Source organism: Streptomyces sp. ICC4, assembly GCF_003287915.1.
Taxonomy (GTDB): Bacteria; Actinomycetota; Actinomycetes; order Streptomycetales; family Streptomycetaceae; genus Streptomyces; species Streptomyces tritrimontium.
The window spans coordinates 1332559-1346586 of record NZ_CP030286.1; the positions used below are offsets into that span (position 1 = coordinate 1332559).

General features: G+C 75.5%; 10 protein-coding genes and 1 pseudogene. 6 read left to right on the forward strand and 5 right to left on the reverse strand.

Annotated features, from left to right (window positions below):
- The first annotated feature begins 5 nt into the window (after positions 1-5).
- The 4 genes from DRB89_RS06020 (at position 6) to DRB89_RS06035 (ending at position 4862) form a co-directional block, all read left to right on the forward strand.
- Positions 6-1811 carry a fatty acyl-AMP ligase gene (locus DRB89_RS06020; RefSeq protein WP_112449605.1) on the forward strand — a complete coding sequence of 602 codons (1806 nt, stop codon included), beginning with the start codon at positions 6-8 and terminating at the stop codon, positions 1809-1811.
- The gene (locus DRB89_RS06025; RefSeq protein ID WP_239516030.1) at positions 1808-3658 is read left to right on the forward strand and encodes an acyl-CoA dehydrogenase; all 1851 of its coding nucleotides are present in this window, start codon (positions 1808-1810) and stop codon (positions 3656-3658) included. Before DRB89_RS06020 ends, DRB89_RS06025 begins: the two co-directional genes overlap by 4 nt.
- Positions 3659-3741: 83 nt before the next feature.
- Positions 3742-4014, forward strand: coding sequence for an acyl carrier protein (locus DRB89_RS06030; protein ID WP_112449606.1), 273 nt, complete (start codon positions 3742-3744; stop codon positions 4012-4014).
- Complete coding sequence (locus tag DRB89_RS06035) at positions 4011-4862, forward strand: 4'-phosphopantetheinyl transferase superfamily protein (RefSeq protein ID WP_112449607.1); 852 nt, start codon at positions 4011-4013, stop codon at positions 4860-4862. Before DRB89_RS06030 ends, DRB89_RS06035 begins: the two co-directional genes overlap by 4 nt.
- 209 nt (positions 4863-5071) lie before the next feature.
- On the opposite strand, the gene DRB89_RS06040 is transcribed toward DRB89_RS06035, so the two are convergent.
- Together DRB89_RS06040 and DRB89_RS06045 are read right to left on the reverse strand one after the other, a co-directional pair.
- A complete protein-coding gene (locus DRB89_RS06040) occupies positions 5072-6160 on the reverse strand; it encodes an AfsA-related hotdog domain-containing protein (RefSeq protein ID WP_112449608.1) in 1089 nt (362 codons plus the stop codon).
- Between the two features lie 111 nt (positions 6161-6271).
- Positions 6272-7351: a hypothetical protein gene (locus DRB89_RS06045; protein ID WP_239516031.1), complete on the reverse strand. Its 1080-nt coding sequence runs from the start codon at positions 7349-7351 to the stop codon at positions 6272-6274.
- A gap of 161 nt (positions 7352-7512) precedes the next feature.
- Here DRB89_RS06045 and DRB89_RS42730 point away from each other — a divergent pair, with 161 nt between their 5' ends.
- Positions 7513-7659 (forward strand): hypothetical protein, encoded by a 147-nt coding sequence (locus DRB89_RS42730; protein ID WP_162688483.1) that lies wholly within the window; start codon positions 7513-7515, stop codon positions 7657-7659.
- A 259-nt stretch (positions 7660-7918) separates the two neighbouring features.
- Here the strand turns inward: DRB89_RS42730 and DRB89_RS06050 are convergent, their stop codons facing one another.
- From DRB89_RS06050 to DRB89_RS06060, 3 genes are all read right to left on the reverse strand, one after another.
- Positions 7919-10273 carry a helix-turn-helix transcriptional regulator gene (locus tag DRB89_RS06050; protein WP_112449609.1) on the reverse strand — a complete coding sequence of 785 codons (2355 nt, stop codon included), beginning with the start codon at positions 10271-10273 and terminating at the stop codon, positions 7919-7921.
- A gap of 376 nt (positions 10274-10649) precedes the next feature.
- A complete protein-coding gene (locus DRB89_RS06055) occupies positions 10650-11657 on the reverse strand; it encodes an AIR synthase-related protein (protein WP_112449078.1) in 1008 nt (335 codons plus the stop codon).
- On the reverse strand, positions 11657-12634 hold the full coding sequence (locus tag DRB89_RS06060) for an AfsA-related hotdog domain-containing protein (RefSeq protein WP_112449079.1): 978 nt from the start codon (positions 12632-12634) through the stop codon (positions 11657-11659). Before DRB89_RS06060 ends, DRB89_RS06055 begins: the two co-directional genes overlap by 1 nt.
- A 420-nt stretch (positions 12635-13054) precedes the next feature.
- Here DRB89_RS06060 and DRB89_RS43645 point away from each other — a divergent pair.
- Positions 13055-13978: pseudogene (locus DRB89_RS43645) on the forward strand (4-(cytidine 5'-diphospho)-2-C-methyl-D-erythritol kinase); the annotation flags it as partial.
- Positions 13979-14028: the final 50 nt, after the last annotated feature.

A 14028-nucleotide genomic window follows, 5' to 3' on the forward strand; every position in this document is an offset into this window, starting at 1 on the left:
AGGCCTTGACCAGTCATTCGACGTTCACCGAGGTGGTGCGGCAGCGCGCCGGGGAACGCGGCGGGGCGGACGCGCACGTCTTCCTCCACGACGACGGCACCGCGGAGCACGTGACCTTCACCGCGCTGGACACCGCGGCCCGCGCCCTCGCCGTACGGCTGCGCGCCCTGGGCGCCGCGGGCGAGCCGGTCCTCCTCCTCCACCCGCCGGGCGCCGAGTTCCTGCGGGCCTTCACCGGCTGCCTGTACGCGGGGGCGGTTGCCGTCCCCGCCCCGCTCCCCGGCGACCGCGGCGAACGGCTCCAGCGGGTGTCCGGCATCCTCCGGGACACCGGGGCGCGCGTGGTGCTGACGGACGCGGCCCACGCCGCCGAGGTCTCGCTGTGGCTGGCGATGGCAGGCCGCGGCGAGGTGGTGTGCCTGGCCACCGACGCGATCGGCGCGGCCGGCGACCCGGGCCCCGGGGCGTACGAGGACCCGGGCACGGGCCCCGACGACCTGGCCTTCCTCCAGTACACCTCCGGCTCCACCTCGCGGCCGCGCGGGGTGATGGTCAGCCACCGCAACCTGCTGGCCAACCAGGAGGCCTTCCGGGAAGCCTTCGGGACCACGCCCGAGGACCGCTTCGCCAGCTGGCTGCCGCACCACCACGACCTGGGGCTGATCGGTCAGCTGCTGCATCCGCTGTGGCTGGGCGCCACCTCGGTGCAGATGTCGGCCGCCTCCTTCGTCCGGCGCCCGGTGCGCTGGCTGCGGGCCATCGACACGTACGGGGCGACGGTCAGCTCCGCCCCCGACTTCGCGTACGACCTGTGCGTACGGCGGGTCACCGACGAGCAGCTCGCCGGGCTGGACCTGTCCCGCTGGCGGGTCGCGCTCAACGGGGCCGAACCGGTGCGCCACCGGACCCTGGACGCCTTCGCGGAACGGTTCGCCGCCGCCGGGCTGCGGCCCGGGAGCCTGTGCGCCGCCTACGGTCTGGCCGAGGCCACCCTCTTCGTCTCCGGCGGGGTGCCCGGCGAAGGCCCGGTCCGGCGCACCGTGGACGCGGCGGCCCTGGAGCGCGACGAGCTGCGCCCGGCCCGCGCGGGAGAGCCCGTACGCACCCTCGTGAGCAGCGGCCGCGTGCGCGGGCACGAGCTGCGCGTCACCGGACCCGACGGGCGGCAGCTGCCCCCGGGGCGGGTGGGGGAGATCGAGCTGCGCGGCGACAGCGTGGCCCGGGGCTACTGGCGCAACCGGGAGGAGACCGAGCAGGCCTTCGGGGCCGGACCGCGCGGCGGGTCGGGGCCCTTCCTGCGCACCGGGGACCTCGGCGTCCTGGACGACGGGGAGCTGTACGTCACCGGGCGGCTGAAGGAGGTCGCGGTGCTGAGCGGGCGCACCCTCTACCCGCAGGACGTGGAGGGGGCCGTCCGCGCGCTGTCCCCGGCCTTCGCCGCCGGCCACGGAGCCGTGTTCACCGTGGACGCCGGGCGGGAGCAGCTCGTGGTCCTCCAGGAGGTGCGCGAACAGGACACGGACTGGGAGCAGTTGAGGATCCTGGCCCGCCGGGTGCAGACCCTGGTCGGGCAGGACTTCGAGGTGCCGGGGGGCAACGTGCTGCTCGTCCGGCCCGGCACGGTGCGCCGCACCACCAGCGGCAAGGTCCGGCGCACCCTGATGCGCGAGCTGTTCCTCGCCGGGGAGCTCGCCGGTGTGTACGAGGTGCTCGATCCGGACGTGCGGGGCCTGATCCGGCCCTGGAACACGGTGCTCGGCAACGACCTGCTGCAACCCGTGGGCGGCACGGCGCAGGGGACCGTGTGGTGAGCGGGACCCGGCTCCGCACGGCCCCCGGGGGCGTGCGCGGCACGGTCCCGGCCGGCGCCGGCGGCGTGGTCCCGGTCGCGGTCCCTGTCCCGGTCGCGGCCCTGCCCGTGCGCGACCGCGTCGCCGCCCTGGAACGGCTGCTCGGCGACCCCGGCCGGCCGGACAACCCGACCGGACACCGGGCGCTGCTGCGGGCCGACCGGGCCGCGACGCCCTCCGCCGAGGCCGAGGCGGTGCTCGACGGCTTCGGCATGAACGAGGAGTTCGTACCGCGCGAACTGGGCGGCCGCTTCGACTCGGTGGAATCCCTGGTGCGGATCGCGCGGCCGGTCTTCCGCCGGGACGTCGCCCTCGGCACGGGCCACGGCACGACCACCTTCACGGCCGCGTCCGACGTGTGGATGGCGGGCAGCGCCGACCAGCGGGCCCACCTCGCCGCCCTCCTGCTGGCGGGCTCGAAGGCGGCCGTCGCCGAGCACGAGAGCGCGCGCACCGGCGACTCGGCCCGCAGCGGCATCCGGATCGTCCCGCGGGCCGGCGGCGGGCTCGCCCTGACCGGCGCCAAGCCGGTCGTCACCAACGTGCGGCGCGCGGACGCCCTGGTGCTGTTCTGCCGCACCGGCGACGAACGCGGCAGCGGCAGCCACAGCGCGCTGCTGCTGGACCCGCGCCGGCTGCCCGCGGACCGCCACCGGATCACCGGGCGGCCGCCGTCGGTGGGACTGCGCGGCTACTTCCGCTCGGGCGTGGAGTTCGACCGCTGCCCGGTGCCCGAGGGCGCGCTGCTCGGCGCGCCCGGCAGCGGGCTGCGCACGGCCCTGCGGTCCTTCCAGATCAGCCGCACCCTGACGGCCTCGCTGGCGGTGGCGGCCGGGGACACCGCCCTGCGCACCGCCGTGCGCGTCGACCGCGCCAAGGGGCCGGGCGGAGCGGGCGGAGTGGGCGGCGCGGGCGGACTCGGCGGGCCGGGGACCGCGGCCGACCCGCGCCAGGTCGCGGCCACCGTCACCGGCGCCTTCACCGACCTGTTGCTCTGCGACAGCCTCGCCCTCGTCGCCGCCCGGGCCCTGCACCTGCTGCCCGGCGAGACCAGCCTGTACGCGGCGGCCGCCGCGGCACTGCTGCCGAAGGTGCTCAGCGAGACGATGCACGACCTGTCCACGGTGCTCGGATCGCAGCTGTACGCCCGCGAGGGCGCCGTCGGGATCTTCGCCAAGCACCTGCGCGACGTGCCCGCGGCCGGCCTCGGGCACGCCGGGGCCGCGGCCTGCCGCGCCACGGTCGTCCCGCAGCTGGGGAGCCTCGCCCGGGGCGCCTGGTTCACGGGGGAGGAGGCGCCGGCCGCGCTGTTCCGCCCGGCGGGTCCGCTGCCCCCCTTCCGGTACGGGGCCCTCGTGCCGGCCGGGGGACGCGACAGCCTCAGCGCCTCCCTCCTGGCCTTCGCCGCCGCCGTGCCCGGGACCACCCGCGAGGAGCGCGCCCTGCGCGCCCCGGCCGACCTGCTCGTCCGCGAACTGCGCGATCTGCGCGGGCGGGTGCTCGCGCTGCCCCCGCCGGAGGCGGGCCGCCCCACCAGCCCCGCCTGGTTCGCGCTGGGCGACCGCCACGCGCTGGTGCTGGCCGGCGCCGCCGTCCTCGGGGTGTGGTGGCACGCCCGCGCCGCCGGGGACGCCTTCCTCGGGGACCCCTCCTGGGCCGCGGCCGCCCTGCACCGCGTCGCGCGCCGGCTGGGCCTGCGCCCCGGGGAGCTGCCCGCGAGCTGCGCGGACCGGGTCCACCGGGAGGTGCTGGCCCGCTTCGGCGAGGGGCGCAGCTACGACCTGTACGACGCGCCGGTGCCCGGCTGACCGGCCGCCCGTACCGACCCCCGTACCGACCCCCTGTACCGACCCCCCGTACCGAACCCGACCCTCGTCCAAGGAGCACCGGCATGACTTTCCCCGTACCGTCGCGCAACGCGGCGCCGCTGTACGGATGGCTGATTGAGCGGCTCGCCGTCTACCTCGGCCGTCACCCCGACAGCATCGACGCGTCGGTGCCGCTGGCCGAGTACGGGCTGGACTCCGTCGGCGCGCTGAGCCTGTGCGGTGACGTGGAGGACGATTTCGGGATCTCCCTCGAACCCGCCTGGGTCTGGGACCACTCCACCGTCGACCGCCTGGTCGTGCACCTCGCCACGCGCGGGGCGCGGCCCGCCCCGTGACCGCTCCGGCCCTGGGCGAGCCCCTCGCTGTCGCCGGCCCGGGCGACCGCGCGGACGCGGAGCGGGTGCGCGCCGAACTGCGCCGGCACGGCAGCGTGCTGGTGTACGGCCGCCTCGCGGACTGGCGCCCCGGTGACGAGCGGGCGCCCGCGCTGCGCGCCGTACTGGGCCGGGACTGGGCGCGCTTCGAGGACATCGAGCACCCCGACATCCGCAGCCGGTACGCGGCTTCGCGGCTGCTGCTCAAGCACGCGGCCGCCGGCGCGCTGTCCGCCGACGCCGCCGACCTGGAGCTGGCCTACGGCCCCACCGGGCGCCCCTCCCTGCGCGGCTGCGACCAGATCGACATCAGCCTGAGCCACACCGGCGAGCTGCTCGTCGTCGCGCTGACCAGCCGCGGGCTGATCGGTGTGGACGCCGAACGGGCCACCCGTCGGCTCTACCGGCCGGGCCTGGACCGGCACATCTGCACCCCGCAGGAGCGCAGGGACCTCGCGGCCCTCGCCGAGGCGGACCGCAACCGGAACCTGGTGCGCCTGTGGACGCTCAAGGAGGCGTACAGCAAGGCGATCGGGCAGGGCATGCAGTTCCGCTTCACCGAGTTCGGCTTCGGCCGGGGCGGCGGCGGGCGGATCCGGGTGCTGAGCCCGGACGGCACGCCGGGGGAGGGGGACGAGTGGTCCTTCCGCACCTACGCGCTGGTCAGCGGGGGCGTGGACTTCACCGTGAGCGCCGCCGTGTACGACGCCGGATTCCCCGGCGCGCCGGACACCGAGGTGACCTCGATGCTCGACGCCGAGGCGGTCGAGGCGATCCACGAGGCCCTCGCCGAGGCGGCGGCCGCCTGAGCGCGCGGGAGCGGCGGGCCGCCTAGTGCTGTGACCGGAAAGGTTCACCGGGTCGCGGCGCCCGGCACGGCACCTCGCCGCGTTGTCGGACCACCGAAGTACGTCCAGTACAAGCGGCGGCCCTCCGCCCGGGGGCCCCTCCCAGCGGTAGCTGGGGGAGAGGCACCGCACCGGACACCGCGCCCCGGCAAACCTTCCCGGCCACAGCACTAGTGGTCCTCCACCACCTTGGTGACGGCCTCCAGCACGGTGCGGCCCGCCTGGGTCAGGGTGAGGGTGACCGGGGCCCGGCGCCGGCCCTGGCCGTCGTGCTCCAGTACTCCCGACACCGCCGCGCAGCGCATCGCCAGGTCCGGCTCCGCGTAGCCGCGGAAATGGACCCGCAGGGAAGCGAGCGCACAGCGCGCCGGTGCCAGCTGATGGGTGCCGAGGGCCGCCAGGAGCGAGGCCTGGCGCAGCGTCTCCAGCAGGACCAGGGCGGCCACGTGGCCGTCGCCCGCACCCTGGGCCGAGGGCCACAGCGGGGGTACGGACACGCCCACCGAGAGCCTGCCGTGCGAGGGCCGCGAGGCGCCGTGGAGCATGACGTTGGCCGGGTCGGAGCGTCCCACGTCGGCCGGGTCCACCAGGGTGCCCGGGTCGGCGGCGGGCGTCCCGCCCGGCCGGCCCGTCCCGCCCGCGGCGGCGAAGGCCGTGGCGCGGCTCTGCTCGCGGTGGCTGCGGCGCAGCACGGGCGGCAGGAACACCACGTTGGCCGATCCGGTCCCGCACCGGACGTCGTCGATCTCCAGGGCGGTGCGGAAGTCCAGGGCGCGCGGCACCCCGCCGATCATCTTGTCGGGGGTCACCACCAGGGTCGCGGTCAGCCGCGCGGGTCCGGGCCGGGTCCGCCAGGCGGCCAGGTCGGGGACGTCGATGCCGAACCGGTAGAAGATGCCGGTGCGGTTGGCCGGGACGCCGAAGTGGCACTGGCCGATGAACTCGCCCACCTCGCGGACCATCTCGGAGGCCGCCTGGATGTCGTGGAACCGTCCGGGGCCGTCGTTGAGGAGCGGGTGGTCGCGGGGGAGGTCGGCGGCGAGCGCGAACTCCTCCGAGGCGTCCTCCACCGGGGACAGCCCGTGGTGCTCCCAGGTGCGGGGGCGGTGGACCAGGTGGCGGGTGGTGGCGCCGGGCGCGGAGCGCCGGACGGGTGCGTCCCGGTCCGGGGGGATGTCCCAGTCGGCGACCGAGGAACGGCCGACGACCGGGGAACGTCCGGCCGCGGCCTCCCAGTCGGCGAGTGCGGTACCGCTCATGCTGACCCACCCCCGTCCCGGCCGCCTCCCGTTGAGGCTCCCGGGTGCTCACACTGCCGGGAGGCGGGAGGGGCGGCCAGCGGACAGCGGTGGCAGCTTCCTGTGTGTCAGTTAGTACTGCTCGTACTTGGGGCCCTGGCCCGGGGAGCCGTCGCGGCCGGAGTCGCCGCCGGCCCCCTCGTCGAGCATGCCGGACATGGCCACGTTGAAGCCCGCCTGGAACCGGCTGGTGGACTCCACCTCGGCCATGATCTGCGAGATGTGGCGGCGGGCGGTCCGGACCGACATGCCCAGGCGCCGGGCGACGAGCTCGTCCTTGTGCCCCTCCGCCATCAGCTTGACGATGGACAGCTTGAGCTCGTCGTTGATGGTGGTGATCTCCTCCATCCCCGGGATGAAGGGGGCGGCCCCGGCCCACAGGTGGTCGTACACCTTGCAGAGGAAGGCGACCAGGGTGGGTTCGCGGACCACCACGGCGCCGGGTATCCGGTCCTTGACGTGCTGTTCCGGCAGGAAGACGATCTCGCGGTCGTAGATGACCATGCGGTCGATCATCTGGTCGGTGGTGCGGACCTCGGCGCCCGCGCCGGTGACGGACCGGACGTAGGAGGTGGTGGCCAGGTCGCTGCGGACGGTGTGCTGGTAGAGCTGCTTGAGCCGCAGCCCCTTGTCCAGCCGTCCCAGGGACTGGGGGAGGGCCTGCTCCAGCATCTCGGAGCTGCGGGGCCCGCCGGGCTGGGCGGTCAGGATCTCGAAGCGGCAGCGCGAGCCGTAGTCGTCGAGCATGGACTGCAGGGCCTTGATGTCCGCGATGACGTCGAAGGCCTCGGCCTCGTTGCGCCGGCGGCGGCTCTCGAAGTACGCGGGCAGCAGCGCGAGCATGTCCGTCCGCACCTCGCTGACGGACTGCTGCAGTTCGCGGATGTCGTTCTCGGCGGGGGCGACCAGGTCCACCACGGCGGCGCCCGGGCTGATGGGCACCAGGGCATCGGGCTCGCCGGGCATCGGGCGCAACAGGTGCAGCCGCCGCAGGGTCTCCTCTATGAGTGTGGCGTGGTCGGCGCTGACCCCCAGTTCCTCGGCCACGTCCGCCCGCACGTAGCGGCCGCGGAGAACCGCGTACCGATATGCGGACGCACTCGTATCGTCCAGCTTGGCGAAACCTGCCCCAGTGAGGGCATTTTCGGGCATCTCGCTTTTCTCCCCCCGGTTGCGAGAACAAGTTGCCAGGCAACTTTACGACAGCGGGGAAGGGTTGGGTCCGCAATTGAAACTCGGCAGACTAATTGACGTAACCACAACGGGCCTTACCAAACTTGGGGGTAAGTATGAACGGCCTTGGTCTTCGAAACATGGCAGCGACTCTTCTGATCGCGTTCGGCGTCGCGGTGTCCGTGGGGGCGGGCTCCGTGCAGGCGATCACCACCGGGCCGGCGGTGAGCGCCGCCGTCGTGTCGGCCCCGCCGGTTCTGGTCCCGCTGGACGAGCGCTGGGGCTGACGTTCCGCTTGACCCGTGCCGAGAGCAGGCCCGCCACACTGGCGGGCCTGCTCTTTTTCACATCCCGGAAGGTGCCTTAAGTCGTTCACAAGCGGTGGGTGGAACTCTCTGGGTGTGGGTCCTCCGCTCCCGGTTCCCCCGACCGGTCGAGTCGCCCATTAGCCCCGCCCTCGGAACCCCAAGTTCGAGTGGCGGGGCTTTTTCTTGCCCGTTTTCGCGCGGGCGATAAGCTCCCGAATGCATTCCGGTGTTCCGGCCGTTAATGGCCGTCATTTCTTCCGATGGTGCGGGCTACCTGGGAACGTGAATTGACGCCGAGCTTCTTGAATATCCGGCTCATGTACGTCTCCACGGTTTTCACGCTGATGTCGAGGTGCGCGGCAATTCCCTGGTTGGTGTTTCCGTCGGCGACCAGATCGGCTATTTCCAGCTCTCGGCGGCTGAGTTCCGAGAGCCTGCCCTCGACCTGGTCGGCAAGTTGATATCCGGACACCCGCTGCCGAATTCCGGCCATGCCGGGTTCCGCTGCCGCCTCGGGTTCGCGCGCCGGTACGGGGGCTCCGCCCCGGCGTGCGGCCTCGGCCGCGAGAGCGGCGGCGGCGGCCGCCCCGGCGCGGTCCCCGGCCGCCAGGCGGGCCCGGGCCAGGCCCGTGGCCAGCTGTCCCAGCAGGAACGCCTGCCCGTGGTGCAGGGCCAGGCGGACACCGCGCTCGGCGTGCCGCAGGGCCGCGGGGTCGCCCAGCGCGGACTCGGCGGAGCCCAGCCAGCGCAGCGCCTCCAACACGGGGGCGCACCCGTCGTCGTCGAGGGAGTCCAGGAGCAGGGCGGCCCCGCGGGCGCTGCGGGCGGCGCCCGGCAGGTCGCCGGCCGCGGCCTGTACGGCGGCCAGCCGGGCCAGGGCGTGCGCGTGGCCGGGATCCTGCGGCGGGCCCGCCTCGCGCAGGGCGCCGCGGGCGGCCTCCAGCGCGCAGTCCCAGCCGGAGCCGCCCGTCGCCGGGCCGGTCGCCGGGCCGGTCTCGGGATCGTTCCGGAGGCCGGCCTCCAGGGCCAGCGCGGCCCGCTCGCCCAGCAGTTCCCCGCCCTGGGCCCGGGCGGCCCCGGATCCGGCCGCGGGCCCGGAGCCGGAGCCGGAGCCGGAGCCGGAGCCGGCCGAGTCGAGCAGCGCGCCGGCCCGGGCGCCCCGGCCGAGCAGCCGCAGCGCCCGGACCTGCCAGAGCAGGGCGTCGTGGCGTCCGTCCGGTGCCCAGAGCACGTGGACGCGCGGCCACAGCCCGGCGTATCCGCGCAGCGCCTCCTCCGGCTCGCCGGCCACCACCAGGGCCTTCTGCAGCAGCAGATGGGACTCCAGCGGGGCCTGCGGGTACGCCGTCACCCGGCGCAGCGCCCGTACGGACCGGGCGGGCTGGCGGAACAGCCCTTCCCGTGCGGCCAGGTTCAGCTCGCGCACGTCCGCCGCGCTGAGCGGATCGGTGTCCTCCAGGTGCGCGGCCAGCGCGAACCGGGCCGCCGGGGAGCGGTCGGAGCGCAGCGCGAGGACGGCCCGGTGCCGGGCCGCGCCGCGCCAGCCCGCGCCGGAGGCGTGGTAGAGCAGGGCCCGCAGGACGGGGCGGGTGAAGCGGAAGCGCAGTGCGGAGCCGTCCGGGGCGACCAGCCCTTCGGCGTGCAGCTCGTCCAGGCCGCGCCGCACCTCCTCCTCGGGCAGCGGGGCGGTCGCGGCGACCTGGCCCGGGGTGAAGGGGGAGCCCACGACGGCCGCCGCGCAGGCGGTGCGCCAGCCCAGCGAGGACAGGGAGTGCAGCTCCACCGGACCGTGCTGGAGCAGGGGCGGTACGCCGAGGGACAGTTCGGGGACGGCGCGCGGCCCGGTGGCGGGATCGTGGGCCAGGGCCCGCAGCAGCCCGGGCACGCCCGCGCCGTCGCGCAGCGCCTGCGCTTCGGTGACCGGGTCCAGGCCGGCCGGGAGCAGGGTGCGCGCCCGGTCGTCGGCGAGCGGGGCCAGCGCGATGTGGCGGACCCGGGAGCTGTCGTGGGAGACGGCGGACAGGTGCCGGGCGGTGGCGCCGGTGCGGTGGGCGAACACCGTCAGGACCGGCGCCCGCGGCGGGTGGTGGACCAGGTGGGTCAGGAAGTCGAGGGTCTCGGGGCTCGCGCGGTGGACGTCGTCCAGGGCCAGCAGCAGGCCGCCGTCGCCCGCCAGTATCTCGATCAGGGCCCGCAGGGCGCGGACGGCGCCGTAGGCGTCCGGCGGCGCGGGGGCCGCGGGCGGGGCGCCGGGCGCGGTGGCGAGCGAGGGGAAGTATGCGGCCAGGCACCGGGTGTGGGCGGTGCCCAGCGCGGCGGTCAGGGAGGCGCCGGCGTGGCCGAGGTGCTCGTCGAGGGCGTCGACGAGCACCTCGAAGGGGCGGGCGGGGCCCGGGCGCGGCACGCTGCCGAAGGCGACGGTCCAGCCCTCCTGTCGTGCCGATTGCGACAGCCGGCGCATCAGGTGGGTCTTGCCCGACCACGCCTCCCCCGTGATGCGAGTGACTTGAGGGGACTCCCGTGCCAGGAGCAGCGTGCGCCGCAGCAGGGCGAGTTCTTCCGCCCGTACCGGCGTCAGCGGTTCCTTGCGCATGGCGGGTCTCCTCGGGTGCGCGTTCTCATTTCCGGAGAACGGGTGTACGTATTCGGCTGTAAATGCTGTCGGGGTGTCTTGTTTTACTGTCAGGGTTTTCCCTGACAAGCGGCCTCCGACGGAGAGGACCGAAACTCGACGTTTGAATAACGGCAGGAGATGAATGAAGTTAGCCGGATCGGTGCGGCCGGTGTGGTGAATAGCTCGGTCCGGTACGGAAAACGACCGGAACCAGGCAGCGGGAGCATTCCGCTCTCGGCCGGCCCGGCCCGGACCCGCCCCCTCCGCCTCCGCTCCCCGCCCGCACATGGCTCCGCACATGGCTCCGCCCGCACCGGAACGGTGCGGGCGGGGGGTCCTGCTGGATCACGTCCGGCTACGACAGCCGTGCGGGCGGGCCCTGTTCGGCCGCGAGCGGCACCCGGGAGCCGTCGGCGCGCACCAGCTCCACACCCGCTCCGGTACCGGGCAGCACCACGCCCACGTCGGCCGCCTCCCGGCCCAGCGGATGCCCGCGCAGCGCCTCGAGCACCTCCTCGGCACGGTCCGCGGCCACCACCAGGCACAGGCAGCTCGCGCTGGAGGCGTGCCAGGGGGCGACCCCCAGCGCGTCCAGCGCGATGCGCACCTCGTGGCGGACCGGCAGCGCGAGCTCCTCGACGCGCAGGTCGAAGGCCGTCCCGTGCGCCATCGCGCGCAGCACCGGGGCCAGGCCCTCGCCCGCCACCGGGCGCACCGCCCGCACCGCGTCCGGCGGCACGCGGCCGCGGACCCGGGCGAGCAGCGAGGCCAGCGGGGCGCAGGCGCCGCTGATGATGCTCTCGTACCCGAGCAGCTCGCGCACCGACAGCAGGTGGGCGCCGTAGCCGCCCAGCGGGGCGCTCAGCAGGATCCGGTCCCCGGCTCGCGCCGCGCTCCGCGGCGGCGTGCCCTGCGGGAAGACCCCGATGCCCGTGGTCTGGAGGTACAGCTGGTCCGCCTCGCCCGCCCGCACCGCGCGGACGTCCACGGCGGAGACCACCACGCCGGCCTCGCGCGCGCAGTCCCGTACGGAGGCGGCCACCCTGGCCAGCCGGGCCAGCGGCAGGCCGGCCTCGGCGATGACGGACAGGGTCAGCGCCACCGGTTCGGCGCCCGCGGCCGCGATCTCGTTGACGGTGCCGCAGACGGCGACCTGCCCGATGTCCCCGTCCCCGTAGAAGGGCGGGTCCACCACGAAGGCTCCGGTGTGCAGCATCGGGGAGCCCGCGCCGAGCGGCGGGCAGGGGGCCAGTACGTCCCCCAGCACCTTCTCGACCACCGACCGCAGGCTCTCCCCGCCCGGGACGGCGTCGCGGTCGTCACCGAGCCCGACGTGCCCCGCCGGGGCGGGTGCGCTCGTCATCACGCGGCCCGGGCCGCGGTGATCTCGGCCTCCGCGGTGACCTTGCCGAGCTGGGAGACCGTCAGCCGGATCGGCGCGGACGCCCGCCCGGCCGCGTCCGGGCGCACCGGGCCGGCCACCGCGGTGCAGCTCAGCGGCAGGTCCAGCTCCGCGAACCCGCGGAAGCGCACGGCCAGCGCGGTCAGCGCGGTGAGCTCCGGGCGGAAACCGTGGCTCCGGCCGGCGGCCAGCACCGCGGACTGCCGCAGCGCCTCCACCAGGAGCAGGCCCGGGACCGAGTCGGCGCCGTCCAGGAAGAACACCGGGTGCCCGGGGTCGATCACGAGCGCGGTGGTGGACGACTCCCCGCGGGTCACGGGCGCGCGGACCACCACGTCGGCGGGGTCGGTGCGGCCGACCGAGCCCGGCTCGGCGAGCGGTCGGGGCGGACCGTACGGGCGCGGAGCGTCCGCGGACACGGCGGCCAGCCGGCTGGTGGCACGGTGGTCGCGGGCCACCGCCGGGGGCAGGAAGAGGACTTCGGCCGAGCCCGTGCAGCCCGGCTCACCGTCGATGCGCAGGGCGGCGGCCAGCCGCAGCCCGCGCGGCGCCCCGCCCGGAGTGGTCGTGGTGGGCGTGGCGCGGACGTCCACCGCCAGGTGCGCGCCCGGTCCGCGGCGGCGCCAGACGGCGGGATCGGCCACGGCCCAGTCGAGCCCGACGAACAGGCAGGCGCGCTCGGCGGGCACCCGGAAGTAGCGGTACCCGAGGGACAGGCCCAGCTGCCGGAAGATCTCCACGAACAGCTGGGTGTCGTGGCCCCCGGCGCCGTCGCGGAACAGGGAGGGCGCGTCCGGCAGTTCGCCGGACAGCGCGAAACGCTCCCCGTCCGGCTCCGGCGCGCCGCGGCCGGGCAGCCACGGCTCCTTCGGCAGGTGGACGAGCCGGCGGGTGACCGCTGTCAGGTCGAGCCTTTCGAGTGTCGCGGTTCGAGACATCCTCACTCCTTGCTCGGGTGCGTCGCCGCTCCGTGCGGAGAGCTTCGGTCCGGCCCCGGCCGCGGGGTGTCCGGGCGTGCCCGTCCAGCTTCTCCGGGCGCCCCGCGCCGTTCCAGCGCACGGCGATGGCACGAAGTTGCACGGCAGGTACTGCTGTCGCCGCCCGCGCCCTCCCCGGGGTGTTCCGGTTACCCCTCCGGCAGGCCGCGCAGGCGGTCCTGGAGGGCGTACGGGCAGGTCACGCCGGGTGCCGAGATGGCTTTAGCCGGGCGCATGGACGCCGCCGCAGACTCTCGGCACCAGGGCAGCGGCGGGACGGATTCCGCCTCCGCGCCGCCCATCGGACGCCGTCCTTCCGGTCGGCGACGGTCTGCCGGAACACCCTTCGACACAGGAAGCAGCCACGTTGATGATCGAGATCTGGGACGCCGCACGGTGAGCGTCACGGTCCAGGTACCGGCCAAGGTCAACCTCCACCTCGCTGTGGGCGGAACCCGGCCGGACGGCTACCACGAACTCGTCAGCGTCTTCCAGGCGGTGTCGCTCCACGACACCGTCACGGCCACCCCCGCCCCCGAGCTCTCCGTCACGCTCGAAGGCGAGGACATCGGGGCGGTCCCCGCCGACCGGCGCAACCTCGCCGCCGCGGCGGCCGCCCTCCTCGCCGAGCGGATCGGCGTCGACCCCGGCGTGCACCTGCACATCGACAAGCGGATCCCGGTCGCCGGCGGCATGGCCGGCGGCAGCGCCGACGCGGCCGCCGCCATCGTCGGCTGCGCCGCGCTGTGGGGCCTGGACCCGAAGGACCCGCTGCTGGCCGAGGTCGCCGCGGAGGTCGGCAGCGACGTCGCCTTCGCTCTCATGGGCGGCACCGCCGTGGGCACCGGGCGAGGCGAGCGGCTCACCGCCCTGCCCGACTCCGGCCGCTTCCACTGGGTGTTCGCCGAAGCCCGGGGCGGGCTGAGCACCCCGCGGGTGTTCCGCGAGTACGACCTGCTGCTCGCCGAGTCGGACACGGCGGCCCCCGCGCCGGCCGAGCTGGCCCCGGCGCCCGACTTCGCGGCCGCCCTCGCCTCCGGGGACCCGGACCGGCTCGCCGCCCTGCTGCGCAACGACCTGGAGGGCGCCGCGCTGCGGCTGCGCCCCGAACTGGCCGACACCCTGGGCGCCGGACTCGACGCCGGGGCGCTCGGCGCGCTGGTCAGCGGCTCCGGCCCGACCTGCGCCTTCCTGGTCCGCGACGAAGCCGCCGCCGGGACGGTGGCCGCCGCCCTCGAAGCCTCCGGGCACTGCCGGTCCGTACGCACCGCGCACGGCCCCGTCGACGGCCCGGCCGCGCGGGTGACCACCGGGACGGACCGGAGCTCCCTCAACGTCTCCCAAGGAGCAGCCGT

Coding starts and splice junctions, on each gene's coding strand:
- DRB89_RS06050 (WP_112449609.1), bottom strand. CDS start 10,273: ATGCGCAAGGAACCGCTGACGCCGGTACGGGCGGAAGAACTCGCCCTG.
- DRB89_RS06030 (WP_112449606.1), top strand. CDS start 3,742: ATGACTTTCCCCGTACCGTCGCGCAACGCGGCGCCGCTGTACGGATGG.
- DRB89_RS06045 (WP_239516031.1), bottom strand. CDS start 7,351: ATGCCCGAAAATGCCCTCACTGGGGCAGGTTTCGCCAAGCTGGACGAT.
- DRB89_RS06055 (WP_112449078.1), bottom strand. CDS start 11,657: ATGACGAGCGCACCCGCCCCGGCGGGGCACGTCGGGCTCGGTGACGAC.
- DRB89_RS06060 (WP_112449079.1), bottom strand. CDS start 12,634: ATGTCTCGAACCGCGACACTCGAAAGGCTCGACCTGACAGCGGTCACC.
- DRB89_RS42730 (WP_162688483.1), top strand. CDS start 7,513: ATGGCAGCGACTCTTCTGATCGCGTTCGGCGTCGCGGTGTCCGTGGGG.
- DRB89_RS06040 (WP_112449608.1), bottom strand. CDS start 6,160: ATGAGCGGTACCGCACTCGCCGACTGGGAGGCCGCGGCCGGACGTTCC.